Origin of the sequence: Miltoncostaea oceani, assembly GCF_018141545.1 — a bacterium.
Taxonomy (GTDB): domain Bacteria; phylum Actinomycetota; class Thermoleophilia; order Miltoncostaeales; family Miltoncostaeaceae; genus Miltoncostaea; species Miltoncostaea oceani.
The window spans coordinates 840,235-864,896 of the sequence record NZ_CP064356.1 but is presented as its reverse complement, the minus strand read 5'-3'; the positions used below and the strand labels follow the sequence as shown (position 1 = coordinate 864,896).

24 protein-coding genes are annotated in these 24,662 nt (G+C 75.9%); 10 read left to right on the top strand and 14 right to left on the bottom strand.

From position 1 onward, the window contains the following. Positions 1–6 precede the first annotated feature (6 nt). From IU369_RS04320 to IU369_RS04310, 3 genes are read right to left on the bottom strand one after another with little or no spacing between them, the layout of a single operon-like run. A complete protein-coding gene (locus IU369_RS04320; protein ID WP_217923340.1) occupies positions 7–366 on the bottom strand; it encodes a hypothetical protein in 360 nt (119 codons plus the stop codon). Then, the gene (locus IU369_RS04315; protein WP_217923339.1) at positions 363–791 is read right to left on the bottom strand and encodes a hypothetical protein; all 429 of its coding nucleotides are present in this window, start codon (positions 789–791) and stop codon (positions 363–365) included. Before IU369_RS04315 ends, IU369_RS04320 begins: the two co-directional genes overlap by 4 nt. Further along, positions 791–1,258 (bottom strand): hypothetical protein, encoded by a 468-nt coding sequence (locus IU369_RS04310; RefSeq protein WP_217923338.1) that lies wholly within the window; start codon positions 1,256–1,258, stop codon positions 791–793. Before IU369_RS04310 ends, IU369_RS04315 begins: the two co-directional genes overlap by 1 nt. 159 nt (positions 1,259–1,417) lie before the next feature. On the opposite strand from IU369_RS04310, the gene IU369_RS04305 reads away from it, so the two are divergent. From IU369_RS04305 to IU369_RS04290, 4 genes are all read left to right on the top strand, one after another. Then, entirely contained in the window at positions 1,418–2,086 is a 669-nt protein-coding gene (locus IU369_RS04305; RefSeq protein ID WP_217923337.1) for a response regulator transcription factor, read from the top strand. Further along, entirely contained in the window at positions 2,083–3,465 is a 1,383-nt protein-coding gene (locus IU369_RS04300) for a sensor histidine kinase (RefSeq protein WP_217923336.1), read from the top strand. The genes IU369_RS04305 and IU369_RS04300 overlap by 4 nt, the downstream gene beginning before the upstream one ends. A gap of 331 nt (positions 3,466–3,796) precedes the next feature. Continuing rightward, a complete protein-coding gene (locus tag IU369_RS04295) occupies positions 3,797–4,255 on the top strand; it encodes a Fur family transcriptional regulator (protein WP_217923335.1) in 459 nt (152 codons plus the stop codon). Next, a complete protein-coding gene (locus IU369_RS04290) occupies positions 4,252–5,739 on the top strand; it encodes a catalase (RefSeq protein ID WP_217923334.1) in 1,488 nt (495 codons plus the stop codon). Before IU369_RS04295 ends, IU369_RS04290 begins: the two co-directional genes overlap by 4 nt. A 48-nt stretch (positions 5,740–5,787) precedes the next feature. Here IU369_RS04290 and IU369_RS04285 read toward each other — a convergent pair whose 3' ends face one another. From IU369_RS04285 to IU369_RS23530, 5 genes are all read right to left on the bottom strand, one after another. Next, positions 5,788–6,336: a hypothetical protein gene (locus IU369_RS04285; RefSeq protein WP_217923333.1), complete on the bottom strand. Its 549-nt coding sequence runs from the start codon at positions 6,334–6,336 to the stop codon at positions 5,788–5,790. A 31-nt stretch (positions 6,337–6,367) separates the two neighbouring features. Beyond that, positions 6,368–7,876 (bottom strand): MFS transporter, encoded by a 1,509-nt coding sequence (locus IU369_RS04280; RefSeq protein ID WP_217923332.1) that lies wholly within the window; start codon positions 7,874–7,876, stop codon positions 6,368–6,370. Continuing rightward, positions 7,873–8,364, bottom strand: a complete 492-nt coding sequence (locus IU369_RS04275) for a MarR family winged helix-turn-helix transcriptional regulator (RefSeq protein WP_217923331.1) — start codon at positions 8,362–8,364, stop codon at positions 7,873–7,875. The genes IU369_RS04280 and IU369_RS04275 overlap by 4 nt, the downstream gene beginning before the upstream one ends. 642 nt (positions 8,365–9,006) lie before the next feature. Further along, positions 9,007–9,639 carry a response regulator gene (locus IU369_RS04270; protein ID WP_217923330.1) on the bottom strand — a complete coding sequence of 211 codons (633 nt, stop codon included), beginning with the start codon at positions 9,637–9,639 and terminating at the stop codon, positions 9,007–9,009. Then, positions 9,636–10,862 (bottom strand): GAF domain-containing sensor histidine kinase, encoded by a 1,227-nt coding sequence (locus IU369_RS23530; RefSeq protein ID WP_217923329.1) that lies wholly within the window; start codon positions 10,860–10,862, stop codon positions 9,636–9,638. Before IU369_RS23530 ends, IU369_RS04270 begins: the two co-directional genes overlap by 4 nt. A gap of 248 nt (positions 10,863–11,110) precedes the next feature. Between IU369_RS23530 and IU369_RS04260 the strand changes: the two genes are divergently transcribed. Further along, positions 11,111–12,172: a zinc-binding dehydrogenase gene (locus IU369_RS04260; protein ID WP_217923328.1), complete on the top strand. Its 1,062-nt coding sequence runs from the start codon at positions 11,111–11,113 to the stop codon at positions 12,170–12,172. Between the two features lie 58 nt (positions 12,173–12,230). On the opposite strand, the gene IU369_RS04255 is transcribed toward IU369_RS04260, so the two are convergent. Next, complete coding sequence (locus IU369_RS04255; protein WP_217923327.1) at positions 12,231–13,256, bottom strand: 3-hydroxyacyl-CoA dehydrogenase family protein; 1,026 nt, start codon at positions 13,254–13,256, stop codon at positions 12,231–12,233. 78 nt (positions 13,257–13,334) lie between these two features. Here IU369_RS04255 and IU369_RS04250 point away from each other — a divergent pair, with 78 nt between their 5' ends. After that, a complete protein-coding gene (locus tag IU369_RS04250) occupies positions 13,335–14,108 on the top strand; it encodes an enoyl-CoA hydratase/isomerase family protein (RefSeq protein WP_217923326.1) in 774 nt (257 codons plus the stop codon). Next, a complete protein-coding gene (locus tag IU369_RS04245; RefSeq protein ID WP_217923325.1) occupies positions 14,108–15,280 on the top strand; it encodes a thiolase family protein in 1,173 nt (390 codons plus the stop codon). The genes IU369_RS04250 and IU369_RS04245 overlap by 1 nt, the downstream gene beginning before the upstream one ends. A 73-nt stretch (positions 15,281–15,353) precedes the next feature. Here the strand turns inward: IU369_RS04245 and IU369_RS04240 are convergent, their stop codons facing one another. From IU369_RS04240 to IU369_RS04230, 3 genes are all read right to left on the bottom strand, one after another. After that, entirely contained in the window at positions 15,354–15,677 is a 324-nt protein-coding gene (locus IU369_RS04240) for a hypothetical protein (protein ID WP_217923324.1), read from the bottom strand. 111 nt (positions 15,678–15,788) lie between these two features. Next, entirely contained in the window at positions 15,789–18,314 is a 2,526-nt protein-coding gene (locus IU369_RS04235; protein WP_217923323.1) for an ABC transporter permease, read from the bottom strand. Continuing rightward, positions 18,311–19,081, bottom strand: coding sequence for an ABC transporter ATP-binding protein (locus IU369_RS04230; RefSeq protein ID WP_217923322.1), 771 nt, complete (start codon positions 19,079–19,081; stop codon positions 18,311–18,313). Before IU369_RS04230 ends, IU369_RS04235 begins: the two co-directional genes overlap by 4 nt. A 301-nt stretch (positions 19,082–19,382) precedes the next feature. Here IU369_RS04230 and IU369_RS04225 point away from each other — a divergent pair, with 301 nt between their 5' ends. Together IU369_RS04225 and IU369_RS04220 are read left to right on the top strand one after the other, a co-directional pair. Continuing rightward, positions 19,383–21,068 carry a heavy metal translocating P-type ATPase gene (locus IU369_RS04225; protein ID WP_217923321.1) on the top strand — a complete coding sequence of 562 codons (1,686 nt, stop codon included), beginning with the start codon at positions 19,383–19,385 and terminating at the stop codon, positions 21,066–21,068. A gap of 88 nt (positions 21,069–21,156) precedes the next feature. Beyond that, positions 21,157–21,450 carry a hypothetical protein gene (locus IU369_RS04220; protein ID WP_217923320.1) on the top strand — a complete coding sequence of 98 codons (294 nt, stop codon included), beginning with the start codon at positions 21,157–21,159 and terminating at the stop codon, positions 21,448–21,450. 206 nt (positions 21,451–21,656) lie between these two features. Here the strand turns inward: IU369_RS04220 and IU369_RS04215 are convergent, their stop codons facing one another. After that, positions 21,657–22,511 carry a VOC family protein gene (locus IU369_RS04215; protein WP_217923319.1) on the bottom strand — a complete coding sequence of 285 codons (855 nt, stop codon included), beginning with the start codon at positions 22,509–22,511 and terminating at the stop codon, positions 21,657–21,659. Between the two features lie 87 nt (positions 22,512–22,598). On the opposite strand from IU369_RS04215, the gene IU369_RS04210 reads away from it, so the two are divergent. Then, positions 22,599–23,555 (top strand): helix-turn-helix transcriptional regulator, encoded by a 957-nt coding sequence (locus IU369_RS04210; RefSeq protein ID WP_217923318.1) that lies wholly within the window; start codon positions 22,599–22,601, stop codon positions 23,553–23,555. 22 nt (positions 23,556–23,577) lie between these two features. On the opposite strand, the gene IU369_RS04205 is transcribed toward IU369_RS04210, so the two are convergent. After that, the gene (locus tag IU369_RS04205) at positions 23,578–24,564 is read right to left on the bottom strand and encodes a hypothetical protein (protein ID WP_217923317.1); all 987 of its coding nucleotides are present in this window, start codon (positions 24,562–24,564) and stop codon (positions 23,578–23,580) included. Positions 24,565–24,662 lie beyond the last annotated feature (98 nt).

Genomic DNA, 24,662 nt, shown 5'->3' with positions numbered 1-24,662 from the left:
GCGGCGTCAGTCGTCGTCGTCGCCCCCGCGGCCCCGGCCGCGGCCCCGGCCCCGGCCGCTGTCGTCGTCGGAGTCGCCGGAGGGACCCGCGGCGTCGTCGTCATCGTCGTCGGTGACGACGGTGGCCGGCGGCGCGACCGGGGCGGACGCCGTCGTGGTCCCGGTGGTGGTGCGCGCCGGGGCGGTCGTCGCGCCGGCGGCCGGTGCGGTGCGACCGAGGGCCGGGTCGACGGGGCGCAGCCGCCCGAGCCGGTCCTCGCCCGCCGAGTCGAGCAGCGCCATGTTCGCCGCCGCCGCCGCGGCGGCGACGAGCAGCACGGCGACCGCGACGAGCAGCGGGCGCCGCCAGCGCCCCCGGCCGGTCACGTCGCGTCACCGGGGTGGGTGGCGGTCGTGCGCATGCACCGATCATGCCCCCTCGGCGCGGATCGTGCCGCCGCGGGCATCAGGAGCCGCCGCTGCTCACGACGGGCGCCGGGGCCGGCGCCGGCGCCGGGGACGCGACCGCGACGGGGGCCGGGGCCGCGACGGGGGCCGGCGCCGCCGCGCGCGCGGGCGGCGAGGGCGCGCAGACGGCGCTCGGCCAGGGCGAGACGGGCCACCGCGCGGGCCTCGCGCGCCGCGAGCGACGCGCCCGGGTCGGCCGGCTGCGCCGCCGGCGCCGTCGCGACCGGCGGCGGGGAGGGCGGCGGCGTCGCGGCCGGCGGATGGATCGCGAAGGCCGCGGCGACGCCCGCCGTCAGCGCGACGGCGCCGGCCGTCGCGGCGGCCCGTGCCCGGCGGGGGTCCATCAGTCGTCGTCCCCGCCGCGCCCGCGACCCCGCCCGCGCCCGCCGTCGTCGTCGTGGTCGTCGCGGTCGCCGGACCGGTCGCCGTGGTCGTCACGGTCGTCCGCGCGGTCGTCGGAACCGGACCGGTCGTCGTCGAGGTCCTCGACGTGGCGGCCCGCCTGGGTGTCGTCGATCGTGCCGTCACCACGGCGCTCCAGGGGTGCGACCGGGGCCGCGACCGCACCACCCGGCGCCGTCGTCGTGGTCGTCGTCGTCCCGGCGGTCCGCGCGAGGGCGGCGTCCGCGGCACGCTCGGCGCGTGCCAGCCGGGCGAGGCGCGACGCGAGCGCGTCATCCGAGGTGGTCGTGTCGGTCACCGTCACGGGACCGGCCGCCGCCGTGGGCTGCGTGCCGTCCTCCTGCATCGCCGCGCTCAGCCCGACGACCCCCACCACCGCCGCGACGGTCGCCACCGCGGCCACGATCATCCCGCGCATCCCCGCTACCCCCTGTCGTTGATCCGTCGCTGGCCACGCTAGGAGCGGCGGGCTTCGGGGTGGGTCACGGCGGGCCAGGAGTGTCCCCGCGTCGGGTAAGGAAACGGTAGGACGCCGACGCGGAGGGGCCCGGGACGCCATGATCCGCCCATGAGACTGCTGGTGGTGGAGGACGACGACGGCATCGCCGCGCCGCTGGTCACCGGGCTGCGGCGCGAGGGTTTCGAGGTGGAGCGCGCCGCCACGGGGGCGGAGGCGCTCGCGGCGCCCGAGCCCGACCTGGTGCTGCTCGACCTGCGGCTGCCCGACATGGACGGCTACGACGTCGCCCGCGGCATGCGGGCCCGCTCGCGGGTGCCGATCATCATGGTCACCGCCCGGGGCGAGGAGGTCGACCGCGTCGTCGGCCTGGAGCTCGGCGCCGACGACTACGTGGTCAAGCCCTTCGGCCTGCGGGAGCTGATCGCCCGCATCAACGCGGTGATGCGCCGGGTCTCCGAGCCCCCCGTCGGCGCCGCGGAGCCCGAGCCCGTCGTCGAGGTCGACGGCCTCGCGATCGACCGGCGCCGCCACGAGGTCACCCTCGACGGCGCCCCCGTCGCGCTGACCCCCAAGGAGTTCGCGCTGCTGGCGCTGCTCGCCGGCGACCCCGGCGCGGCGCTCGACCGCCGCCGGATCCTCGAGGAGGTCTGGGGCACCCGGTGGTACGGCCCGTCGAAGACGATCGACGTCCACATCTCGTCGCTGCGGCGCAAGCTCGGCGACCCGGGGTGGATCGAGACCGTCCGCGGGGTCGGCTTCCGCCTGCGCGCCCCATGACCCGGCGGCTCGTCGCCACCTACCTGATCCTGGCGGCGGTGGTGCTCGTTGCGCTGGAGGTGCCGCTCGGGGTCGTCAACGAGCGCAACCAGCGCCGCGACCTCCAGCAGCGGGTCGAGCGCGACGCGGTCGCGCTGGCGGCCCTCGTCGAGGACACCCTGCAGGCCGGGGCGCAGCCGGGCGACCCGACGTTGCGGGGCATCGTGCGCGGCTACGGGGCGTCGACGGGGGCACGGGTGGTGGTCGTCGGTCCCGGCGGCCGGGCGCTCGCCGACTCCGACGACGAGCGCGAGCTGGGGCGCGACTTCTCGACGCGTCCCGAGATCGCCACGGCCCTCGACGGGGCGGTCGCGACCGGCATCCGTCGCTCGGACACCCTCGGCACCGACCTGCTCTACGTCGCGGTGCCGGTCGCCTCCGGCGGCACCGTCCACGGAGCGGTGCGGGCCAGCGTGCCCACCTCGCGCCTCGACGCCCTCGTCCAGCGGTACTGGCTCATCCTCGGCGGGGTCGCGCTGGTCGTGCTCGCCTCCGTCGCGGTGGCGGGGCTCTGGGTGGCGCGGTGGGTGAGTCGCCCGCTGACCGACCTGCGCGACGCGACCCGCCGGGCGGGGGGCGGCGACCTGTCGGCGCGCGCCGACGCCGAGGTGGGTCCCGACGAGGTGCGGGAGGTCGCGCACGCCCTGAACGACATGATCGGGCGCCTCGACGGTCTCGTCGGCACGCAGGAGAAGTTCGTCGCCGACGCCTCGCACCAGCTCCGCAGCCCCCTCACCGCCCTCCGCCTGCGGATCGAGAACCTCCAGCACGACGCGGACGCCGCCACCCGCGACGACCTGGACGGGGCCCTCGGCGAGGTGGAGCGCCTGTCGCGGCTCGTCGATGGGCTGCTCGCCCTGGCGCGGGCCGAGCGCCGCGCCCACGAGCGGGCACCCCAGGACGTGGGGGCCCTGGTGCGCGAGCGCGCCGACGCCTGGCGCGCCGCGGCCGCCGAGCGCGACGTGGAGCTCGCGGCGCGCGCACCCTCCGGGCTCGTGGCCGCACTCGCGCCGGGCGCCCTGGAGCAGGTGCTCGACAACCTCGTCGCGAACGCCGTCGCCGTCGCGCCCCCGGGGTCGGAGGTGCGCCTGTCGGCCGCGCGGGAGGACGGCGCGATCGTGGTGGCCGTCTCCGACGCGGGACCGGGGATGCCCGCCGCCGACCGCGACCGCGCGTTCGACCGCTTCTGGAGGGGCCGGGAGGACCGCGCCGGCTCCGGCCTCGGGCTCGCGATCGTCCGGAGCCTGGTCGAGGCGGACGAGGGCACGGTGCGCCTCGAGGAGGCGGACGGCGGCGGTCTGCGCGCGGTGGTGCGCCTGCCGGCGCGCGACCGTCCTTGACGTTCCTCACCGAATCCGGGTGGAGCCCTCACCGGGCCCGGACCATCGTGGGGGCCCGTCCCGCGTCAGGAGCCCCGATGGATCTCAGCCAGGCGTTCGGCCTCCCCTCCCACCCCCTGATCGTCCACATCCCGATCGTGGTGATCCCGCTGACGCTGCTCGCCGCGATCGCGCGGTCGCGTGGCCCCGGGGCCGGCGGGTGCCGAGCCTGGTCACCGCCGGCGCCGCGTTCGTGGGGCGACCTGCCCGCGTCCGCCGAGGGCGGGGACCGGCCCACACCCGGATCCCCTCGCTTATCGGAACGATTCCAGGAAACGGGTAGGGTGGGCGGGTGCCCGAGCCCCTCCGCGACGTCGCCGACCTGCTCCGCTCCCGCGGGCTGCGGGTCACGGCGCCGCGGATCGCCGTCCTCGACGCGATCGAGGGGATGGGCCACCCCGACGCGGACGCCGTCCGCGTCGAGGTCACCCGGCGCATCGGCAGCGTCTCGACGCAGGCGGTCTACGACACGCTGCACGCGCTGACCCGCGCCGGGTTGCTCCGCCGGATCGAGCCGGCGGGGCACCCCGCGCGGTACGAGACCCGGGTGGACGACAACCACCACCACCTGATCTGCCGCGCCTGCGGGGCGACCCGCGACGTCGACTGCGCGACGGGCCACGCCCCCTGCCTCGACCCGGCGGAGCGCGGCGGCTTCGTCATCGACGAGGCCGAGATCGTCTTCTGGGGCCTGTGCGGCGACTGCGCCGGCGCGGGGCACCCGACCACCACGAGCGAAGGGACGCGATGAGCGACTCCTCCGAGCACCTCACCACCCGTCAGGGACACCCGGTGTCCGACAACCAGAGCCAGCGGACGGTCGGTGACCGCGGTCCGGCGACCCTCGAGAACTACCAGTTCCTCGAGAAGATCTCGCACTTCGACCGCGAGCGCGTGCCGGAGCGCGTCGTCCACGCGCGCGGCTTCGTGGCGCACGGGTACTTCGAGGCCTACGGGATGATCGGCGACGCGACCGCCGCGACGTACACCCGCGCGAAGCTGTTCCAGGAGAAGGGGAAGCGCACCCCCGTGACCGTCCGCTTCTCGACGGTGATCGGCGGCCGCGACTCGTCCGAGGTGGCGCGCGACCCCCGGGGCTTCGCGGTGAAGTTCCGCACCGAGGACGGCAACTGGGACCTCGTCGGCAACAACCTGCCGGTGTTCTTCATCCGCGACGCGATCAAGTTCCCCGACGTGATCCACTCGCTGAAGCCGGACCCGGTCACGTTCCGCCAGGAGCCGAACCGGATCTTCGACTTCATGAGCATGACCCCCGAGTCGATGCACATGCTGACCTGGCTGTTCAGCCCCCGCGGCATCCCGGCGAACTACCGCCAGATGCAGGGCTTCGGCGTGAACACCTACAAGATGGTGAACGCCGCCGGTGACGCCGTGCTGGTGAAGTACCACTGGGAGCCGAAGGACGGCCTCGCCTCGCTGACGCAGGCGCAGGCCGACGCGATCCAGGCCACCGAGCTGGGCTCCGCCTCCCTCGACGCCTACGAGGCCATCGCGCGCGGCGACTTCCCGGAGTGGGAGCTGCGCGTGCAGGTGATGAGCGACGACGAGCACCCCGAGCTCGACTTCGACCCCCTCGACGACACGAAGGTGTGGCCGGAGGACGCGTTCCCGCTGCTGCCGGTGGGTCGCATGGTCCTCGACCGCAACGTCGAGAACCACTTCGCCGAGAACGAGCAGGTCGCGTTCGGCACCGGCGTCCTTGTCGACGGCCTCGACTTCAGCGACGACAAGATGCTGGTCGGCCGGACGTTCTCGTACTCGGACACGCAGCGGTACCGCGTCGGCCCGAACTACCTGCAGCTCCCGGTGAACGCGCCCGTCGTGCCCGTCGGGACGAACCAGCGCGACGGGGCGATGACGTTCCGCGTGGACGGCGGGCCGAACCCGCACGTCAACTACGAGCCGTCGAGCACGGGTGGCCTCGCGGAGGCCCCCGCCGGTGGCCCGGAGCACCGCCCGCAGGTCTCGGGGCGCGTCGGCCGTCAGAAGCTGGAGCGCACGAACGACTACGCCCAGGCCGGCGAGCGGTACCGCACGATGCCGGACGGGGAGCGCGAGGACCTCGTCCTCAACCTCGTCGACCTGATCGGCCAGTGCGAGCGGCAGATCCAGGAGCGCATGGTCGGGCACTTCGCCCGGTGCGACGAGGAGTTCGGCCGCCGGGTCGCGGAGGGCGTCGGCGTCCCGGTGCCGGAGGCCGCGCCCGCGGGCTGACCCGCCGGGTCCACCCCGGGGAGGGCGTGCGCCCTCCCCGGGGGCGGCTCAGATGCGGCGCAGGCGGGTGACGACCAGCCCGCCGGAGGCGTCGGGGTCGAAGGTGACCTCCGCCCGGCCGGCGAGGAAGTCGACGAGCAGCGGGGAACCGGCGGCGCCGATCACCTCGAGCCCGTCACCCGGGGCCATCGCCGCGACCGCGCGTGCCGTCGCGACGAGGGGCAGCGGCTGCGGCAGGCCGCGGACGTCGAGCCGGTCGATGCCGGCGTCGTCCGGCACGTCCGGGGGGGCGGGCCAGACGAGGGTCTCGTGGTCGTCGGCCGCGAAGTCGCACGCGACGCGGCGCAACGTCCCGCCCGCGGGCGACCCGTCGGGCCACGGCCGGGCGGAGCGCACCGCGAGGAGCTCACCGGGGCCGAGGCCGGCGGCGAGGCGCGCCACCCGGGCGAGGGCGTCGGCGTCGGGCGTGGCGACGGCGACGCGCACCACGACGAGGGCGTGCCGGGACCACGGGGTGGCGGCGGGTGTGGGTGGTGCGTCCCCACCGGGTGTGGCGGCGTGGGCGGGTGGGGTGGTGTCGGCGCTCAGGCGACCCACGGTAGCCGGTCGCGGGGGCGAAGTCGCCCCGCTACGACCGGCGGGCGCCGACCTGCCGGGGGACGGGCGCCGGCGCCCGGTGGGCGACCCAGCGGCGGGGGGCGACGAACGCCGCCGTCACCGCGCCGGCGACGGCGGCGGCCGCGCCGATCCAGAACGCCGTGACGTAGCCCGATTCGGCGGGGACCGAGCCCCCGGCGACGGCGCTGGCGGTGAGCACCGCGGCGCCGACCTGGGCGCCGACGACGCCGCCCACGGTCCGGATGACGGTGTTCATGCCGTTCGCGACGCCGGTCTCCGACGGGGAGACGGCGTCGGAGACGAGCCGCGGCATCGCGGCGAAGGAGAAGCCGATGCCGACGCCGCAGATCGCGAAGCAGGCGGACACCTGGAGGGGGGTGTCGTGGAAGAGGGCGATCATCGCGGAGCCGACGGCGAGGAGCACCATCCCGGCGACGAGGGGCGGGCGGGAGCCGTACCGGCGTCCGATGAGCCCGGCGACCGGTCCCGACACGACGATCACCGCCGACGTCGGGAGGATCCAGAGGCCGGCGACGGTGACGGTGGTGCCGAAGCCGTAGTCCCCGAGCGCCGCGAGGTCGTCGGGGAGGCCGCGGGGCAGCTGGAAGAAGCCGGGGAGGATCACCCAGGTCATGTAGAGCGCGAAGCCCGAGAGCGCCGCGGTGATGTTGGTGAACAGGACGGGGCGGCGGGCGAGCATCCGCATGTCCACCATCGGGTCGGCCACCCCCAGCTCGTACCGTCCCCAGACGAGGAAGAGGGCGAGGGACCCGGCGAGCAGGCCGACGATGGCGGGGGAGCCCCACCCCCACCGCTCCCCCTCCGTCACGCCGAGCAGCAGCGCGACCAGTCCCGCGGAGAGGAGGAGGGCGCCGGTGATGTCGGGGCGTGACGGGGCCCGGACGGGGGACTCGGGGACGAACCGCCAGACCATGACGAGGGCCGCGGCGACGAGGACGGCGCTGACGACGAACAGCCACCGCCACGAGAGGTGGTCGACGATGACGCCGCTGAGGGCGATGCCGACGCCGCCGCCGACGCCGAGGACGGCGGAGACGGTGCCCATCGCGGTGGGGATGCGGCCGGGGGGGAACTCGTCGCGGATGATCGCGAAGCTCAGCGGGAACGACGCGCCGCCGACGCCCTGCACGACCCGGAACGCGATGAGCACCCCGACGTTGGGGGCGAAGATCGCGCCGACGGAGCCGAGCAGGAAGACGCCGAGGGTGATCATCATGAGGCGCTTCTTGCCGTACTGGTCACCGAGGCGGCCGACGATGGGGGTGCTGACCGCGCCGCTCAGGAGGTAGGCGGTGACGGTCCACGTGACCCACGTGGTGGTGGTGCCGAGCTCGCGTTCGAGCTCGCCGAGCGCCGGGATGAGGAACGTCTGCATGAGGGCGTAGGCCCCGGACGCGACGATGAGCCCGGCGAGGGTGAGGCGCAGCGACTGGGTCGGGACGGGGTCGCCGTGCCCGGGCCGGGGACGGGGGGCCGGGGCCGGGGCCGGGGTGCTCACGCGTCCCCTCCGGCGGCCGGGTCGGCGGGCTCGGCGGGGTCGGCGGGGTCGGCGAGCTCGGTGAGGACGCGGCCGAGGAGGGCGGCGAGGGTCCGGCGCTCGTCGGGGCTGAGGCCGCGGAAGACGGCGTCGTCGATGGCGGCGGCGGTGGCGGCGCCCGCGGCGGCGGCGTCCCGGCCGGCGTCGGTGAGGTGCACGGCGACTGCGCGGCGGTCGCCGGGGCGGGGCCGGCGCTCGACGAGGCCGTCGCGTTCGAGGCGGTCGACCATCCGGCACATCGACGGCGGCTCGACCCGCTGGAGGCGGGCGAGGTCGGTCTGGGTGGTCCCGTCCCGCTCGGCGAGGCGCATCAGGACGCCGATCCCCTGGGCCGTCGTCGGCGCGACCCCGGCGAGGACCTGGTCGGCCCGTGACCGCATCAACCTCCCCGCGACCGAGAGGCGCCACCCGAGGAGGTCCTCGAGGGGGATGTCCACGGCGACCGGCACCCGGCAACTATATGACAGAAGCCAAACGTTCGTGGGCTAATGGTGTCCCGGGGTGACCGCGCAGACGCCGGCGGTCGATCGCCCGAAGGGTCGCCGACCACTCGGCCGGCGCTCCCAGGTCCACTTGGCCGGATGAGCTCCGGCCACTTGGCCGTGACACCGAGGTCCACTGGCCGGAGGGTTGCCGGCCACTTGTCCATGACACCCGAGTCCACTTGGCCGGAGGGTCGCCGGCCACTTGTCCATGACACCCGAGTCCACTTGGCCGGAGGGTCGCCGGCCACTTGTCCGTGAGACCGAGGTCCACTTGGTCGGACGGTCGAGCGGCCACGTGACCCACGCTCCAAGGTCCATTTGGCCGTGACACCGAGGTCCATTCGGCCGGATGAGCTCCGGCCACTTGGCCGTGACACCGAGGTCCATTTGGCCGGACGGTCGCCGGCCACTTGACCGACGCTCCGAGGTCCACTTGGCCGCCGGGCGTCCGGCCACTTGGCGACACACCGAGGTCCACTTGGCCGCCGGGCATCCGGCCACTCGGCCGCAACACCGAGGTCCATTTGGCCGGGGGGCGCCGGCCGATCGACCGACGCTCCGGGGTCCGATCGGACCCCGACCCCCGGGGACCCCGGACCCGCCCCCTCAGATCAGGCCGCGCTCCGTGGCGACGGCGAGGGCCTGGACGCGGTTGTGGGCGGCGAGCTTCGAGAAGAGGGAGCGGGAGTGGCTCTTCACGGTGTTCGGGGACAGCCCGATCTCGTCGGCGATCTCCTGGGTGGTGAGCCCCCGGGCGATGAGGAGGAGCACCTCGTGCTCACGGCCGGTGAGGGCGCCGTCCGCGCCGTTCGCCCCGCGGCGGGGGAGCATCGCCCCGGCGATCCGCGGGTCGATCACCGCCCGGCCGTGGACGACCTGCATCAGGGCGGCGAGGAGGCTCTGCTCGTTCACGTCCTTGAAGAGGCACGCCGCCGCACCCGCCTTCAGGCACCCGCGCACCGCCATCTCCTCCGCGTGGGCGGTGAGGATGACGATCGCGATCCCCGGGTGGCGCTCCTTGATCCGCGTGCAGATCGTCGCCGCCGGGAGGTCGGGGAGGCGCAGGTCGAGGAGGAGGGCGTCGGGGCGGTACTGCTCGCACCGGAGGATCGCCTCCGCCCCCGTCCGCGCCTCCCCCACCAGCTCGAAGAAACGGGACCCCGACAGCAGCAGGCGCATCCCGGCGATCACGATCGGGTGGTCGTCCGCCACGACGACGGTGTGGGGCTTGCGGCTCACCCCAGCGGCAGCCGCGTCCGGAGGGTGCAGCCCGCGTCCTCGTTCCGCGCGAGGCGCGCGTCGCCGCCGAGGCGGCCGACCTCCTCCCGCAACATCCCGAGCCCCACGCCGTTGCCGCCGATCCCCGGCGACAACCCGGCGCCGTCGTCCTGCACCACCAGCTCCACCGTCCCCCGCCCGAACGCCAGGGTCACCACCACCTCGTGGGCGCGGGCGTGGCGCTCCACGTTGCGGAGCCCCTCCTGCACGACCCGCACCAGGAGGTCCTCGCGCGCCTCGTCGATCGGCGCCGGCTCCCCCAGCACCAGCAGGTGCGACGCCACCCCCGTCCGCGCCGAGAACGCGGCGGCGTCCTCGCGGAGCTTCACCGCCAACGCCCCCGCCGGGGCCGACGGGCGGTCGAGGGCCCGCAACGTCGCCCGCAGCGCCGCCGACGCCCCCGCGATCTGCCGCTCCAGGCCCGCGAGGTGCGCCACCAGGTCCGGCCGTCCCGCCGCCGCGCTCTCCCGCGCGAGGCCACCCGTCACCCCGATCCCGAACAGCCGCTGGCCGAACTCGTCGTGCAGGGCCCGCGCCAGCCGCCGCCGCTCCCGGAGGGCCGCGACCTCCTCCACCCGCGCCCGGTCGCGCGCCGCCGCCATCGCCGCCCCCGCGTACGTGCAGAGGCGCGACAACGCCTCCACCGCGGCGGGGCCCACCCCACCCCCGTGGCGCAACCCCGCATGGAGCACGCCGCGCACCTCGCCGCCGAACGAGACGGGGACGCCGACGACCGAGCGGATGCCCTCCTCCTCCGTGACCAGGGCCACGAGGTCCGGGTCGAACGGCGCCATCCCGTAGGCGCGCACCGCCACCGGGGCGCCCGTGCGCAGCACCCGGCCGCCGACGCCCTCCCCGTCCGCGAGGCGCAGCCCCGGCAGCCGCGGCCCCCGGTTGCCGAGGACGGCCCGCACCTCCAGGTGGTCGTGGCAGTGGTGCAGGTGGCACGGCTGCGGGTGGTCGCACCCCGCCACCCGGACCGAGAAGGCGACGACGTCGACCGCCACCAGGCGGCTCGCCTCCGACACCGCCGACCACGCGATCCGGGAGACGACGAGCTCGCGGAACAGGCGTTGGCCCGCGGCGTCGGCGCGGCGCAGCAGACCCGGCTCGGCGCCCCGCGCCCCGGGCGCCACCACCGCCACCTGTGCGCTCCCACGCCCCACCGCGACCCCTCTCGTCACGATCCACACTATGCGCCGCCGGGGGCCCGGGAGGCAACGACTCACCCGAACGGGTGAGCGACCGCCCGGGCGGGCGGGCGGGTCCGGCGGGCGGGCGGTTCCCGCACGACCACCGGGATCCCGTGGGGGCCGGGTCGCCCGCGGGGCGGCCCGGGGGACCGTGGCGCCCGTTGCCCCCGTCGCGGCCCGGGGGGAGGGTCGGGAGGACCGGCCGCCACGCGGACAGGGGGAACGCCATGCCGGACACCATGAGGGCCGCCGTCTTCAAGGACGTGCGCGACATCCACATCGAGGAGGTCCCGATCCCGCGGTGCGGGCCGACCGACGCGATCGTGAAGGTCACGACCACCACCATCTGCGGCACCGACTCGCACATCTGGCGCGGGGAGTACCCCGTCGCCCCGGGACGCGTCGTCGGCCACGAGCCGGCCGGCGTCATCCACGAGCTCGGCGACGCCGTCACCGGATACGAGATCGGCGAGCGCGTCGTCGTCGGTGCGATCACCCCGTGCGGCGCCTGCTACTTCTGCCAGTCGGGCGACCTGTCGCAGTGCGCCGGCTACGAGGACCAGTGGGGGATCATCGGCGGCTGGCGGCTCGGCAACTCCATGGACGGCGTGCAGGCCGAGTACTTCCGGGTGCCGTACGCCCAGGCGAACCTCGCCCGCATCCCCGAGGGGCTCTCCGACGAGGAGGTCCTGTTCGTCACCGACATCGCCACCACCGGCATCTCCGCCGTCGAGACGGCCGACGTCCAGCTCGGCGACTCCGTCGTCGTGTTCGCCCAGGGCCCCATCGGGCTCTGCGCGACGGCGGGCGCGCGCCTCCGCGGCGCCGGCCTGGTGATCGCCGTCGACTCGAACGCCAAGCGCCTGGAGATGGCCCGCACCATGGGCGCCGACGTCGTCATCGACTACACCCAGGAGGACCCGGTCGCGAAGATCAAGGCCCTCACCGAGGGGCGTGGCGCGGACGTCGCGATCGAGGCGCTCGGCATCCAGGAGACGTTCGAGAACTGCCTCAAGTCGGTGCGGCCGGCCGGCATGGTCAGCTCGCTCGGCGTCTACGGCGACAAGGTGACGATCCCGCTGGAGCCGTTCATCTACGGCATCGGCGACATCGACATCCGCACCACCCTCTGCCCGGGCGGCAAGAAGCGCCTGAGCTCCCTCATGAACCTCGTGAAGATCGGCCGCCTCGACCTGAAGCAGCTCATCACGCACCGGTTCAGCCTCGACGAGATCGAGGAGGCCTACCCCCTGTTCTCCAACCAGGAGGACGGCGTGGTGAAGGTGACGATCACCCCTTGAGGTCCCGCATGGGGCGAGGCGCCGCCCGCGGTCGGCGGCGCCTCATCCCCCCGCGGGGTCACAACCCCGGCGGCCCCGCGCTCCAGCCGCAGCCGTGGCGCATCGCCAGGTCGACGTCGGCGGCGGCGGCGACGCCCTCCGCCACGCACCGGCGCGCCTCGTCGAGCGCACCCGCGTAGTACGCCTCCGCCGCTGCCCGGCCGTCGGCGTCGGCCTCGCCGTCGGGTGGCCCGCCGTCGTAGAACCCCGCCCCCGTCTTCGCGCCCAGGCGACCCGCCGCGACCTGCGCGTCCACGGCGCCGCCGTCGTCGAAGCGGGACCCGTAGGCCGCCTCCAGGTCCCGGCGGATGTGGCCCATCGTGTCGAGGCCGATCAGGTCGCCGAGGGCGTAGGGCCCCATGGGCGCCGGCCCGCCGTCGACCACCGCCCGGTCGACCGCCGGCGCCGTCGCGCCCGACGCGCCGGCCGCCCGGTACGCCTCGGACATGGCGCGCACCAGGATGCGGTTCACCAGGAACCCGGGGCACTCGCGCACGAGCACCGGCACCTTGCCGAGGGCCGTCGCCAGGGCCTCCCCCGCCGCGACGGTCGCGTCGCTGGTGGTCTCGCCGCGCACCACCTCCACGAGCCGCATCACGCTCGCCGGGTTGAAGAAGTGCAGCCCCAGCACGCGGTCGGGCCGCCCCGTCCCGCGCGCCATCTCCGAGATCGACAGGCCCGACGTGTTCGAGGCGATCAGGGCCCCCGGGGGGAGCGCCGCGTCGAGGCGCCCCATCACGTCGTGCTTGATCGACAGCACCTCCGGCACCGCCTCGATCGCCAGGTCGCAGCCGGCGAGGGCGTCGTCGCCGGTGGCGGTGACGACGCGCGCGACGACCGCGTCGACCTCCCCGGCCTCCATCCGGCCCTTCGCGACGCGCCGGGCGCCGATCGCGGCGATGTGCGCCGTCCCGCGCTCCAGGGCGGCCGGGTCGGCGTCGAGCAGCACCACGTCGAGGCCGGCGGCGGCGGCCGTCCAGGCGATCTCGCTGCCCATCACCCCCGCCCCGACGACGGCGACCCGTGTGATCGGTGAGGCGTCCATGGCGGGTAGTCTGCACGGGGACGGCGCGCCGTGCGCGGCGCCGCCGGCGCGACCGAACCACACCCCCCGGAGGTCCCCGTGCCCATCGACCTGGAGCGACGCGGCCCGGTCGCGATCCTCACGCTCAACCGCCCCGAGGCGCTGAACGCCCTCTCCCCCGCCCTCCTCGACGAGCTGGAGGAGCGGCTCGACGGCATCGAGCGCAGCGCCGACACCCAGGTGGTCGTGCTGACCGGCGCGGGCGCGAAGGCGTTCAGCGCCGGAGCGGACATCGGGCACATGCAGACCGCGAGCGCCCTCGAGGCGCGCTCGTACGCCCGCCGCGGCCACGAGCTGACGGGGCGCATCGAGGAGTTCCCGAAGCCCGTCATCGCGGCCGTCAACGGCTACGCCCTCGGCGGCGGCTGCGAGCTCGCCCTCGCGTGCGACATCCGGCTCGCCGCCGAGGGCGCGCGGTTCGGTCAGCCCGAGGTCAACCTCGGCATCGTCCCCGGCTGGGGCGGCACCCAGCGCCTCGCGCGGCTCACCTCCCCCGGCTTCGCGAAGGAGATGATCCTCACCGGCCGCCCCGTCGACGCGACCGAGGCCCTCCGCGTCGGCCTCGTCAACCACGTCCACCCGGCGGAGGAGCTCATCGACCGGGCCGTCGCGATGGGCGACCAGATCGCGGCGAAGCCGCCGTGGACGATCGCGTCGGCGAAGGCCCTCTGCAACCTCGCGCTCGACGGCGACCTGAAGGGCCACCTCGCCCGCGAGATCGACGCCTTCGCGCTCGCCTTCACCACCCCCGAGCAGCGGGAGGGGATGACCGCGTTCTTCGAGAAGCGGACGCCCGACTTCTCGGGGATGTGATGGGCGACGCCCTCGTCGTCGGGGCCGTCCGCAGCGCCGTCGGGCGGCGGGGCGGCGCCCTGGCGGGACGGCACCCCGCGGACCTGCTCGGCGAGGTGCTCGCCGCCCTCGCCGAGCGCACCGGCATCGACCCGGCGGAGATCGACGACGTGATCGTCGGCTGCGTCGACCAGGTCGGCGAGCAGGGCGTCAACGTCGGCCGCAGCGCCGTGCTCGCCGCGGGGTTCCCCGACACCGTCCCCGCGACCACCATCGACCGGCAGTGCGGCAGCTCGCAGCAGGCCGCCCACTTCGCCGCCCAGGGGGTGATGGCCGGCGCCTACGACCTCGTCGTCGCGGCGGGCGTCGAGTCGATGACCCGGGTGCCGATGTGGGCGAACGTCCCCGACCGGTCCGCGGCGTACGGCACGCGGATGCGCGCCCGCTACGACCTCGGCGACGACGGGTTCATCGAGCAGGGGGAGTCGGGGGAGATCGTCGCCGACCGGTGGGGCCTGACGCGCGAGGAGCTCGACGCGTTCGCCCTGCGGTCCCACCGGCGCGCCGCCGCCGCCCGCGACGCCGGGCGCTTCGACGACGAGATCGTGCCGCTCCGGGTGGTCCGCGACGACGGGGAGTCGGTGTTCGCCGCCGACGAGGGCATCCGCGACGCCACCACCGCGGAGGCGCTCGCCGGCCTGCGCCCCGTGTTCCGCGCCGACGGGCGCCTGACGGCCGGCAGCTCGTCGCAGATCAGCGACGGCGCGGCGGCGCTGCTGATCGCCTCGGAGGGCGCCGCGGCGCGCCTCGGTCTGCGGCCCCGGGCCCGGTTCCACTCCTTCGCCGTCGCCGGCGTGGACCCCGTGGAGATGCTGACGGGGCCGATCCCCGCGACCCGGCGCCTGCTGGAGCGCTCGGGGGTGTCGCTCGACGAGATCGGCCTCGTGGAGGTCAACGAGGCGTTCGCCTCGATCCCGCTGGCGTGGGCGCGGGAGCTGGGGGCCGACATGGACCGGGTCAACGTGAACGGCGGCGCGATCGCCCTCGGACACCCGCTCGGCGCGACCGGTGCCCGCCTGATGGTCTCGCTCGTGCACGAGATGGAGCGCGCCGGCACCCGGTACGGGCTGCAGGCGATGTGCGAGGGCGGCGGCATGGCCAACGCGACCCTGCTGGAGCGCATCCCCGCCTGACCGCGTCGCCCGGGGCCACGGCGGCCCCGGCGATCGGGTCCGCCGCGCGCGCGACGGCGGCGGCGGCGGGCGGTCAGACGATCTTGCGGACGATCAGGTAGTCCTCCTCCTGATCGACGACGCGCTCCACCGCCGGGACCTCGTGCCCGGGGAGGAGGATGAACTGGTCGGGGTCCTCGTGGATCGCCGTGAGGCGCGAGGGGCGCACGTGCATGCGCTCGCGGCACGACAGGTCCGAGCACTCGCAGAAGAACCGGAAGTGGGCGTCCGGGTCCTCGCCGGCCTCGTCACGGACCTCGAGGAGCGACGCCTTGAGGCGCTCGTTGATCGACTCGAGGAACTGCTCGTTCTCGAGTGCGCGGCGGGGTGAGAGGCCGGGGTCGGACGGCGAGGGCACTACGTCTCCCTGGTGCAAGGACATGGTGGGCGCGACCCACGCACGCTACCTCCCCCACACGGTGGTCGCCACGCCGTCCGGCGCGCCCGCGGCGCGGGGGCTCCCGGCTCGCTACTCGCCCTGGACGGCGTCGAGCACGTCGAGCCGAGCGGCACGGCGCGCCGGCAGGATCGCGGCGACCACCCCGAAGGCGGCCGCGACCACCAGGAACACGATCATCGACGGCCACGGGATCGCGACGGCGGTGAACTCGGGGATCGCCGACACGCTCACGACGCCGAGGAAGACGCCGACGACGAGGCCGACGAGGGCGCCGATGAGGGACACGATCACCGCCTCCCAGCGGATCATCGCCCGGACGGCGCGCCGGGACAGACCCACCGCGCGCAGCAGGCCGATCTCGCGGGTCCGCTCGTACACCGACAGGGCGAGGGTCAGGACGATCCCCACGACGGCGATCACCACCGCCATCGCCAGGAGCACGTAGAAGAGCCGCAGGAACGTGTCGATCTGCCCGCTCACCCACGCCCGGTACTCGGCCCGGGTGCGGACGTCGAGGTTGGGGAACGCCGGCCCCAGCGCCGCCGCGGCCGCGTCGGCGGCGGCGTCGGGCGACACGCCGGGCGCGGCGCGCGCCAGGATGATCGTGTCCTGCTGGGTGGCGAACCGCCGCTCGTACTCGGCGAGCGAGATGTAGAAGCGGTCGAAGCCGGAGTCCTCGAAGATCGCGGCGACGCGCATCCGGCTCCAGCCGGTGCGGGCGAAGAGCACCCGCATCGTCGACCCGACGCGCAAGCCCTCGTCCCGGGCGTAGTCCTGCTGCACCGCGATCGTCGCGGGTGCGGCGAGGTCGGCCATCGCCCCGTCGCGGACGTCGGGGTCGTAGACGTCGTCGAGGGCCGCCGGGTCGACGGCCCCGAGCCCCTGGACCGACCCGGAGGCGTCCTTGAACTCCCCGTCGCGCCACGCGGTGACGCCGGCGAGCTCCGGGACGTCACCCAGCTCCCCGGCGGCGGCCGGGCTGAACGGCTGCTGGTTCGAGGAGAGGATCAGGAGGTCGGCGCGGACGCTGCGGTCGATGGTGCCGAGGAACGTCGCGCTGAGCGACGCCGCGATCACCGTGACGCCCGTGACGAGGGCGACCCCGATCGTGAGCGCCGCCGCCGTCTGGGCCGTCCGGGCCGGGTTGCGCATCGCGTTCTCCTGGCCGAGGCGCCCCGCGAGGCCCGTCCGCGCCATCGGGGCCCCGATGACGCGCGCCATCGGGTGCGCGACGTACCGGGTCAGCATCGCCACGCCGAGGAACAGGATCACGGCCCCCGCGCCGATGAAGGTGAACCGCTGCGCGAGGCCGTCGAGCGGCAGCAGCAGACCCGCCATCACGAGGCCGACGCCCGCGACGGCGAGCACGATCGAGACCACCATGCGCGCCCGCGGGGCGTCCGCCACCCGCGTGTCGCGCAGGGCGGCCATCGGCGGCACGCGACTGGTCCGCCACGCCGGGAGGATCGCCGACGTGACGGTGACGACGAGTCCGACGACGAGCCCGGCCACGACGGACCGCGGCGCGACCTGCAGCGACGTCGCCGGCAGCGACGCGCCGATGGCGTTGAACCCCGCCCGCAGGATGTACGCGAACGCGATCCCGAAGGCGATCCCGATCGCCGACGCCACCAGGCCCGTCACGAGCGCCTCGAGCAGCACCGACCGCACCACCTGGCTCCCCGACGCCCCGATCGCCCGGAGCAGCCCGATCTGCCGCGTTCGCTGCGCGACCGTGATCGTGAAGGCGTTGAAGATGATGAACGCGCCGACGAACAGGGCGACGACGGCGAAGGCCAGCAGGAAGTTGCGGAAGATGTCGACGAACGCCTTGAACTGGTCGCTGGCCTCCTGCGCGGCGGTCTCGCCGGTGATCGCCTCGTAGCCGGCGGGCAGGGCGGCGTCGATGCGGCGGGCGAGCTCGGCGTCGCCGACGCCGGGGTCGGCGGTGACGCCGACGGTGCTGAACCGCCCCGCCGAGTCGAGCGTCCGCTGCGCCGTCGCGCGCGTGAACGCCGCGAGCGTCGCCCCCGCCAGGTTGTTCTCGGCGCCGAAGGCGACGATCCCGACGAGCCGGTACGTCGCCGACCCCGACGACGTCACGATCCGGACGCGGTCCCCGATGGCGAAGTCCTCGGCCTCGGCGGTGGTGCGGTCGATGACCACGTCGCCGTGGGCGCGCGGGGGCGCCCCCTCCGTGATGCGCAGGGGGTTGAGGTCGGGGTCGTCCGACCAGCCGAAACCGAGCGCGGGCGGCCCCTGCAGGCCGGCGGGCTCCCCGTCGGCCCCGATGATCTGCGCGGTGCCGAACACCGTCCCCTCCGCCGTCCGCACGCCCTCCACCCCGCGGATGACGGGGACGAGGGTCGCGGGCACCGGCTGCCGGTCGGCGGCGGAGACCGTCTCGACGCCGCGGACCTCCACGGCGACGCCGCGGTTCGCGGTGTCGAACACGTCGTCGAACGCGCGGTTGATCGTGTCGCCGAGGACGAAGGCGCCGACGACGAACCCGACGCCCAGCACGATCGCGAGCGAGGTCAGCAGCAGCCGCAGCGGGCTCGCCAGGAGGTTGCGGATGGCGCTCCGGACGATCACGTGCGCGCGCCCGGCCCCAGGGTCTTCATGTGGTCGAGGATCGAGTCGGCCGTCGGGCCCTCCATCCGGTCCACGATGCGACCGTCCGCCAGGAAGATCACGCGGTCGGCCCGGCTCGCCGCCGTCGGCTCGTGGGTGACCATCACGATCGTCTGGCCGAAGTCGTCGGCGGCGCGGCGCATCACGTCGAGCAGCTCGCCGGACGACTGGGAGTCGAGCTGCCCCGTCGGCTCGTCCGCGAACACGATGTCCGGCCGGGACACGAGGGCCCGGGCCGCCGCCACCCGCTGCTGCTGCCCGCCCGACAGCTCCGACGGCCGGTGGCCGAGGCGCGCCCGCAGGTTGAGCGCGTCGATCACCTCGTCGAGCCACGCGCCCTCGGGTTCGCGCCCCGCGATGTCGAGGGGCAGGCGGATGTTCTCCAGTGCGGTCAGCGTCGGCACCAGGTTGAAGGCCTGGAAGATGAAGCCGACGTGGTCGCGGCGCACCTGGGTGATGCGCTTCTCGGAGAGGCCGGACAGCTCGATGTCGCCGATCCACGACCGGCCCGAGGTGAGGCGGTCGAGCCCCGCCATGCACTGCATCAACGTCGACTTGCCGGACCCCGACGGGCCCATGATCGCGGTGAAGTCACCCGCCGGGAACTCCACGTGGACCCCGTCGAGCGCCCGGACCTGCGCGTCGCCCTCCCCGTAGATCCGGGTCGCGCCCTCCGCCCGCGCCGCGATCCGCCGCGTCCCGCCGTCCTGCGCCGCCGTCCCCGTCACACGTGCCTCCCCTCGGTCCCGGGCACTGGACCACGCCCCCGGCCCCGCCGGCGTCCGCGACGCGCCCGTCGCCGCTGCGGTCTTCCCGCACGCGGCACCGTGGGGGCACCGCTGCCCCCGCCCCCCGCGGCGCCGATGATCGGCCCATGCCGTCCGTCCCCGGGGAGACGACGCGCTGACGCGCGCGGCGGCCCTCGCGGCCGGGCAGGCGGGTGCGCTCGCGGCCGGCGGCCTGCTCCACGCCGCCGGGGCCGGCGCCGCGGGCGACGCCACGTGGGCCGTCTCCTCGGCGGTCGCCCTGGTGCCGCTCGCGGTGTCGGCGGTCCGGACGCTCGCCGCCCGGCGCCTCGGCGTCGACCTGATCGCGCTGCTCGCGATCGTCGCGGCCCTCGCCTTCGGCGAGTACCTGGCGGGCGCGATCGTGGCGCTCATGCTGGCGGGGGGGAACGCCCTGGAGGCCGCCGCGGGGAGCCGCGCGCGGCGGGAGCTCGCCGCCCTCGTGGCCCGGGCCCCGGTGACCGCCCACCTGCGCCGCGACGGCGACATCGTGGACGTCCCCGTCGGGGAGGTCGTCGCCGGCGACGTCGTGATGGTCCGCGCCGGTGAGGTCCTGCCGGTCGACGGGACGGTGGAGGTCGCCGAGGCGGTGCTCGACGAGTCGGCCCTCACGGGGGAGCCCCTGCCCGTCGTCCACCCGCGGGGCGACACCGTCCGCAGCGGCACCGCGAACGCGGGTCCCGCGATCGACGTGCGCGCCACCCGCCCCGCGTCCGAGGGCGCCTACGCCGCCCTCGTGCGCCTCGTCCGCCAGGCGGAGTCGGAGCAGGCGCCGTTCGTGCGGATGGCCGACCGGTACGCCGCGTTCTTCCTGCCGCTGACCCTCGCCCTCGCGATCGGCGCGGGGGCGCTCTCCGGGGACCCGGTGCGCGCCCTGGCGGTCCTCGTGGTCGCGACGCCGTGCCCGTTGATCCTCGCCGCCCCCGTCGCCCTGCTGTCGGGGGTGTCGCGGGCCGCCCGCCAGGGCGTGGTCACGAAGGGGTCGGGACCGATCGAGCAGCTCGGGCGGGCCCGGACGGTGCTGCTCGACAAGACGGGCACCCTGACGCTCGGCACGCCCGGCGTCGCGGAGGTGACCGCGGGGGACGGCCTCGCCCCCGACGAGATGCTGCGCCTCGTCGGCTCCCTCGAGCAGCTCTCGCCGAACGTCGTGGGGCGGGCGATCGTGCAGGAGGCGCGGACCCGCGGGCTGGCGCTCACCGAGCCGACCGACGTGGTCGAGGGCGCCGGGATGGGCATCGAGGGCCGCGTCGACGGCCGCCTCGTGAGCGCGGGCAACCCGCGGTGGCTCGCCCGCCACGGCATCACCGCGACGGGCGACGCCGCGCCCGCCGGCGGTCTCGTCCTGGTCGGGGTCGACGGACGCCTCGCCGGGCGGGTCGTGCTGCACGACACCGTCCGCGCCGACGCGGCGGGCTCCATCGCGCGGCTGCGGGCCGCGGGCGTGGGGACGGTGGCGATCGTCACCGGCGACTCCGTCGGGGGCGCCGGCGCCGTCGCCCGCGAGCTCGGCATCGACCGCGTGCACGCCGACCTCACCCCGGCGGGCAAGGTCGACGCGGTCCGGGCCGCCCAGCGGGCACCGGGAGGTGGCCCCGTGGTCATGGTCGGCGACGGGATCAACGACGCCCCCGCCCTCGCCGCGGCCGACGTGGGCATCGCGATGGCGGCCGGCGGCGCGACGGTGTCCTCCGAGGCGGCCGACGTCGTCATCGCCGTCGACCGCATCGACCGGGTCGTCGACGCGGTGGAGATCGGCCGGCGGTCCCTCGCGATCGCCCGGCAGAGCGTCATCGCCGGGATGGGCCTCAGCCTGGTCGCGATGGTCGCCGCCGCCCTCGGCCACATCCCCCCGGTCGCCGGCGCCGTGCTGCAGGAGGGGATCGACGTCGCGGTGATCCTCAACGCCCTGCGGGCCCTGCGCGCCTGACGGTGAGGCGGGGGCGGGTCGCGGGCTTCCTCCGCGGGGCGCGATGGGATATCACGGACGCACGGCCCGGAGACCGAAGGAGCCTGTGATGGACATGCACCGCGTCATGGACATGGGCGCCGAGCGCGCCCGTCACATCCTCGACGACGTCGCGCCGCCGGCGCTCATGCCGCTGCCCCGCATCCCCGTCAGCGCGGAGGTGTGGGAGGGCGAGCGGCACGTGCGGCTGCACGGCGAGGCGATCTACGCCGTCCACCGCGGCGCGGAGGCCTGGTGGATGGTCGTCGTCCAGGAGTCGAACACCCTCGCCGCCGGGTGCCTGCGCCTGACGCGCACGTCCGAGATCTCCTGCGAGTCGGCCTCCGGCCGCCGGGGCGGCTGAGCCCGACCCCGTCCCAGCCCGACGCGGCCGCCGCGGAGGCCGACGACGAGTCGTCGCCGGCCAACGCGTCCACGACGGCGCACGCGAGGATCACGTCGCCGTCGCGGAGGGCGTCGCGCGACCTCCGGAGGCCGTCGCCCCGGAGGCTCAGCCGGCGGTCGCGCGACAGTGCGATCCCGGTCACGCCCGGAGCGTGCGGACCGCGGTCAGGCGGCGTCCGGGGGCACGAACCTGCTCGCCGTCACCACGGTGCCCTGCGGGTCGCGCAGCACCGTCGTCCGGACCCACGGCATGTCGGTCGGGGGCACGAGCACCGTGCCGCCGAGGGACTCGGCGCGCGCCGCGGCGGCGTCGGCGTCGTCGACGGCGAAGGTGACGTCCCAGTGGGGCGCGTCGCCGTCGGCGACGGGGGTGATCCACGCGACGGCGTCCGCGAAGCCCTCGGGGGCGCCCATGTCGGCCGCGCCCTGGATGATCCCGGGCTGCAGCGTCTCGAGGTGCTCGCCGTACCCCGGCCGCCGCAGCAGCATCGTCCCGCCCATCTCGGGGTCGGGGGGGTTGGCCTCCCACCCGAACAGGCCGCCGTAGAACGCGAGTGCCGCCTCCGGGTCGCGTGCGTGCAGGCCGCTGAAGTTCCAGGTCCCCGGTTCGTTGACGGCCTGCGCGCCACGGTGGCGGCCGGCCTGCCAGACGGCGAACACCGCGCCCTCGGGGTCGGCGAGCACGGCGCTGCGCCCGGCGTCGAAGACGTCCGTGGCCGGCATGACGACCGACCCGCCGAGCTCCACGGCCCGCGCGACCGCCGCGTCGGCGTCGTCGACCCAGACGTAGGTCGTCCAGCCGGTCCCGGCGGGCATCCCCTCCGGGCGGGACCCGATGCCGGCGACGAGCCGGCCGCCGATGGTGGCGGTGAAGTAGTGGCCGGGGACGTCGGCCGGCATGCCGTCCTCGACGTCCCAGCCGAAGAGCCCCGCGTAGAAGGCGGCCGCGCCCTCCGGGTCGTCCACGGCGATGTCCACCCAGCACGGCACGCCCGCCGGGTACCCGTCGCGATCCCTCATGTCCGCTCCCTCCCGTGTGTGGTCGCGGGACGACCCTACGAGGGGTTCCGGTCAGGAACTGTCCGCGTCATGGGCGATGATGGGGGCGTGACCGGGACCGCCAGCCGCCTGCTCGAGCTGCTCTCCCTGATGCAGGCGCGGCGCGACTGGCCGGGGCCGGAGCTCGCACGCCGCCTGGGGGTGTCGGAGCGCACCGTGCGGCGCGACGTCGACCGCCTCCGCCGGCTCGGGTACCCCGTGGAGTCGTCGACCGGGCCCGCGGGCCGCTACCGCCTCGCCGCAGGCGCGGCGATGCCGCCGCTGCTGCTCGACGAGGACGAGGCCGTGGCGATCGCCGTCGGGCTGCGCACCGCGGCGTGGTCGGCGGTGGACGGCATCGAGGAGACGTCGCTGCGGGCGCTGGTGAAGCTGGAGCAGGTGCTGCCCGCCCACCTGCGCGCCCGGGTCCGGGCCGTGGGGGCGACGGCGATGCCCTCGCCGTCGGGGGGCCCGACCGTCGACGCCCACCACCTCGCGCTGCTCGGCGCGGCCCGCCGCGACGGCGAGCGGGTGCGGTTCACGTATCGCCGCCGGGACGGGGAGAGCGGCCGCCGGGAGGTCGAGCCGCACGCCCTCGTCGCGATCAGCCGCCGCTGGTACCTCGTGGGCTGGGACGTCAGGCGCGGCGGCTGGCGCACGTTCCGGATCGACCGGATCGCCGACCCGGTCGCCGCCTCCGTCCGGTTCGCGCCGCGCGAGGTGCCGGGCGGGGACCCGGTCGCCTTCGTCGTGGCGGGCCGCCGCGCCGGGATGAACCGGTACGAGGCGCGACTGACCGTCCACGCGCCCGCCGAGGTCGTGCGGCGCCGCCTCCCGGGGGCGTGGGGGGAGGTGACGCCGATCGACGCGGGCACCTGCGAGCTGCGGACGGGGGACGACGACCTCGGCTGGCTGGCCCATCGCGTGGCGCTCCTCGGCGTGGACATCGACGTCCACGAGCCCCCGGAGCTGCGGGAGCGCCTCGCCGAGGTCGGCGCCCGGCTCCTGCGCGCCGCGGGGGCCTGAGCCCGGCGCCCGGGCCGTCCCCTCACGGGATGAGGCGCGTCCCCTCCACGAGGGCCGGTCGGCGGGCGCCGAGGAAGAAGATGCCGGGGAGCCCGGCGGTCTCGAAGCCGAGGCTGCGGTTGGCGCGCAGGGTGGAGGCCGCGATGCGCGCCGTCCCGGTGCGGTCGTTGCTGACGAAGAAGATCGCGCCGCCGCCCTCGCGGGCGGTGTTCCCGGTGAGCGTCGATCGGCGGAGGTCGAGGGTGAACCGGTCGCCGTCCAGGTAGATCGCACCGCCGCTCCCGCCGCCGGGGGCGCCCGTCCGCGCCGGGTTCGCGCCCCGGCCGACGGCGCGGTTGCCGGTGAACGTGGAGCCGGTGATCGCCCACGACACGCCGATGCTGCTGATCGCGCCGCCGTTCGCGCACCGGCCGCCGGTGAAGGTGCTCCCGACGACGCGGACGGGGCGGTCGCGGTGCTGGTCGAGCACCCGCACCGCGGCGCCGCCCACGTCGGGACCCGTGCGGTCGCAACGGTTGCCGGTGAAGCGGGCCCGGACGATCTCGAGGCGCCCGCCGCGCGCGAAGATCGCGCCGCCGCCACCGCCGTCGACCGCCTCCCCCGTCGCGTCACCGGCCGCGAACGTGATGTCGCGCACCACGAGGCGCGGCGTCGCCTGGTCCTGGCAGTGGCTGGTGGTCCAGACCTGCGCCCGGTCGCAGGTGTTCTGGTAGAGGATCCGCCGGCGGCCCGCCCCGCTGAGCGTCACGAGGCCGCCCCCGTCGATGACGACGGTGCGGCTCGTGTTGCGGACCTTCGCGGTGCGGCGCATCACGATGGTCACGGGCGCCGGACCGCAGTCGAAGGTGACGGTCCCGCCGCGGGCGACGGCGCCCTCGACGGCGGCCGACGTGCAGCTCGCGGGGGTCCCCCGGCCGACCTGCGCCGCGGTGGCCGCGTCGGCGGCGGCGCCGGCGGCGAGGGCCGCGAGCGCCGCCGCCACGCACGCCCGTCTGCGGGGACCGTCCATCCACCCTCCCATCGGCATCCCGGGACGGCCGCCGCACGTCCGCCCCGTGGTGGTCGGGCACCGTAGCGGGATCGCGTGCCCCCGTGCACCCCGCGGGC

Excerpts from the sequence above, each read along its gene's own strand:
- IU369_RS04315 (WP_217923339.1), bottom strand. The coding sequence starts at position 791 with ATGGACCCCCGCCGGGCACGGGCCGCCGCGACGGCCGGCGCCGTCGCG.
- IU369_RS04310 (WP_217923338.1), bottom strand. The coding sequence starts at position 1,258 with ATGATCGTGGCCGCGGTGGCGACCGTCGCGGCGGTGGTGGGGGTCGTC.
- IU369_RS04305 (WP_217923337.1), top strand. The coding sequence starts at position 1,418 with ATGAGACTGCTGGTGGTGGAGGACGACGACGGCATCGCCGCGCCGCTG.
- IU369_RS04300 (WP_217923336.1), top strand. The coding sequence starts at position 2,083 with ATGACCCGGCGGCTCGTCGCCACCTACCTGATCCTGGCGGCGGTGGTG.
- IU369_RS04290 (WP_217923334.1), top strand. The coding sequence starts at position 4,252 with ATGAGCGACTCCTCCGAGCACCTCACCACCCGTCAGGGACACCCGGTG.
- IU369_RS04260 (WP_217923328.1), top strand. The coding sequence starts at position 11,111 with ATGAGGGCCGCCGTCTTCAAGGACGTGCGCGACATCCACATCGAGGAG.
- IU369_RS04255 (WP_217923327.1), bottom strand. The coding sequence starts at position 13,256 with ATGGACGCCTCACCGATCACACGGGTCGCCGTCGTCGGGGCGGGGGTG.
- IU369_RS04245 (WP_217923325.1), top strand. The coding sequence starts at position 14,108 with ATGGGCGACGCCCTCGTCGTCGGGGCCGTCCGCAGCGCCGTCGGGCGG.
- IU369_RS04220 (WP_217923320.1), top strand. The coding sequence starts at position 21,157 with ATGGACATGCACCGCGTCATGGACATGGGCGCCGAGCGCGCCCGTCAC.
- IU369_RS04215 (WP_217923319.1), bottom strand. The coding sequence starts at position 22,511 with ATGAGGGATCGCGACGGGTACCCGGCGGGCGTGCCGTGCTGGGTGGAC.
- IU369_RS04205 (WP_217923317.1), bottom strand. The coding sequence starts at position 24,564 with ATGGACGGTCCCCGCAGACGGGCGTGCGTGGCGGCGGCGCTCGCGGCC.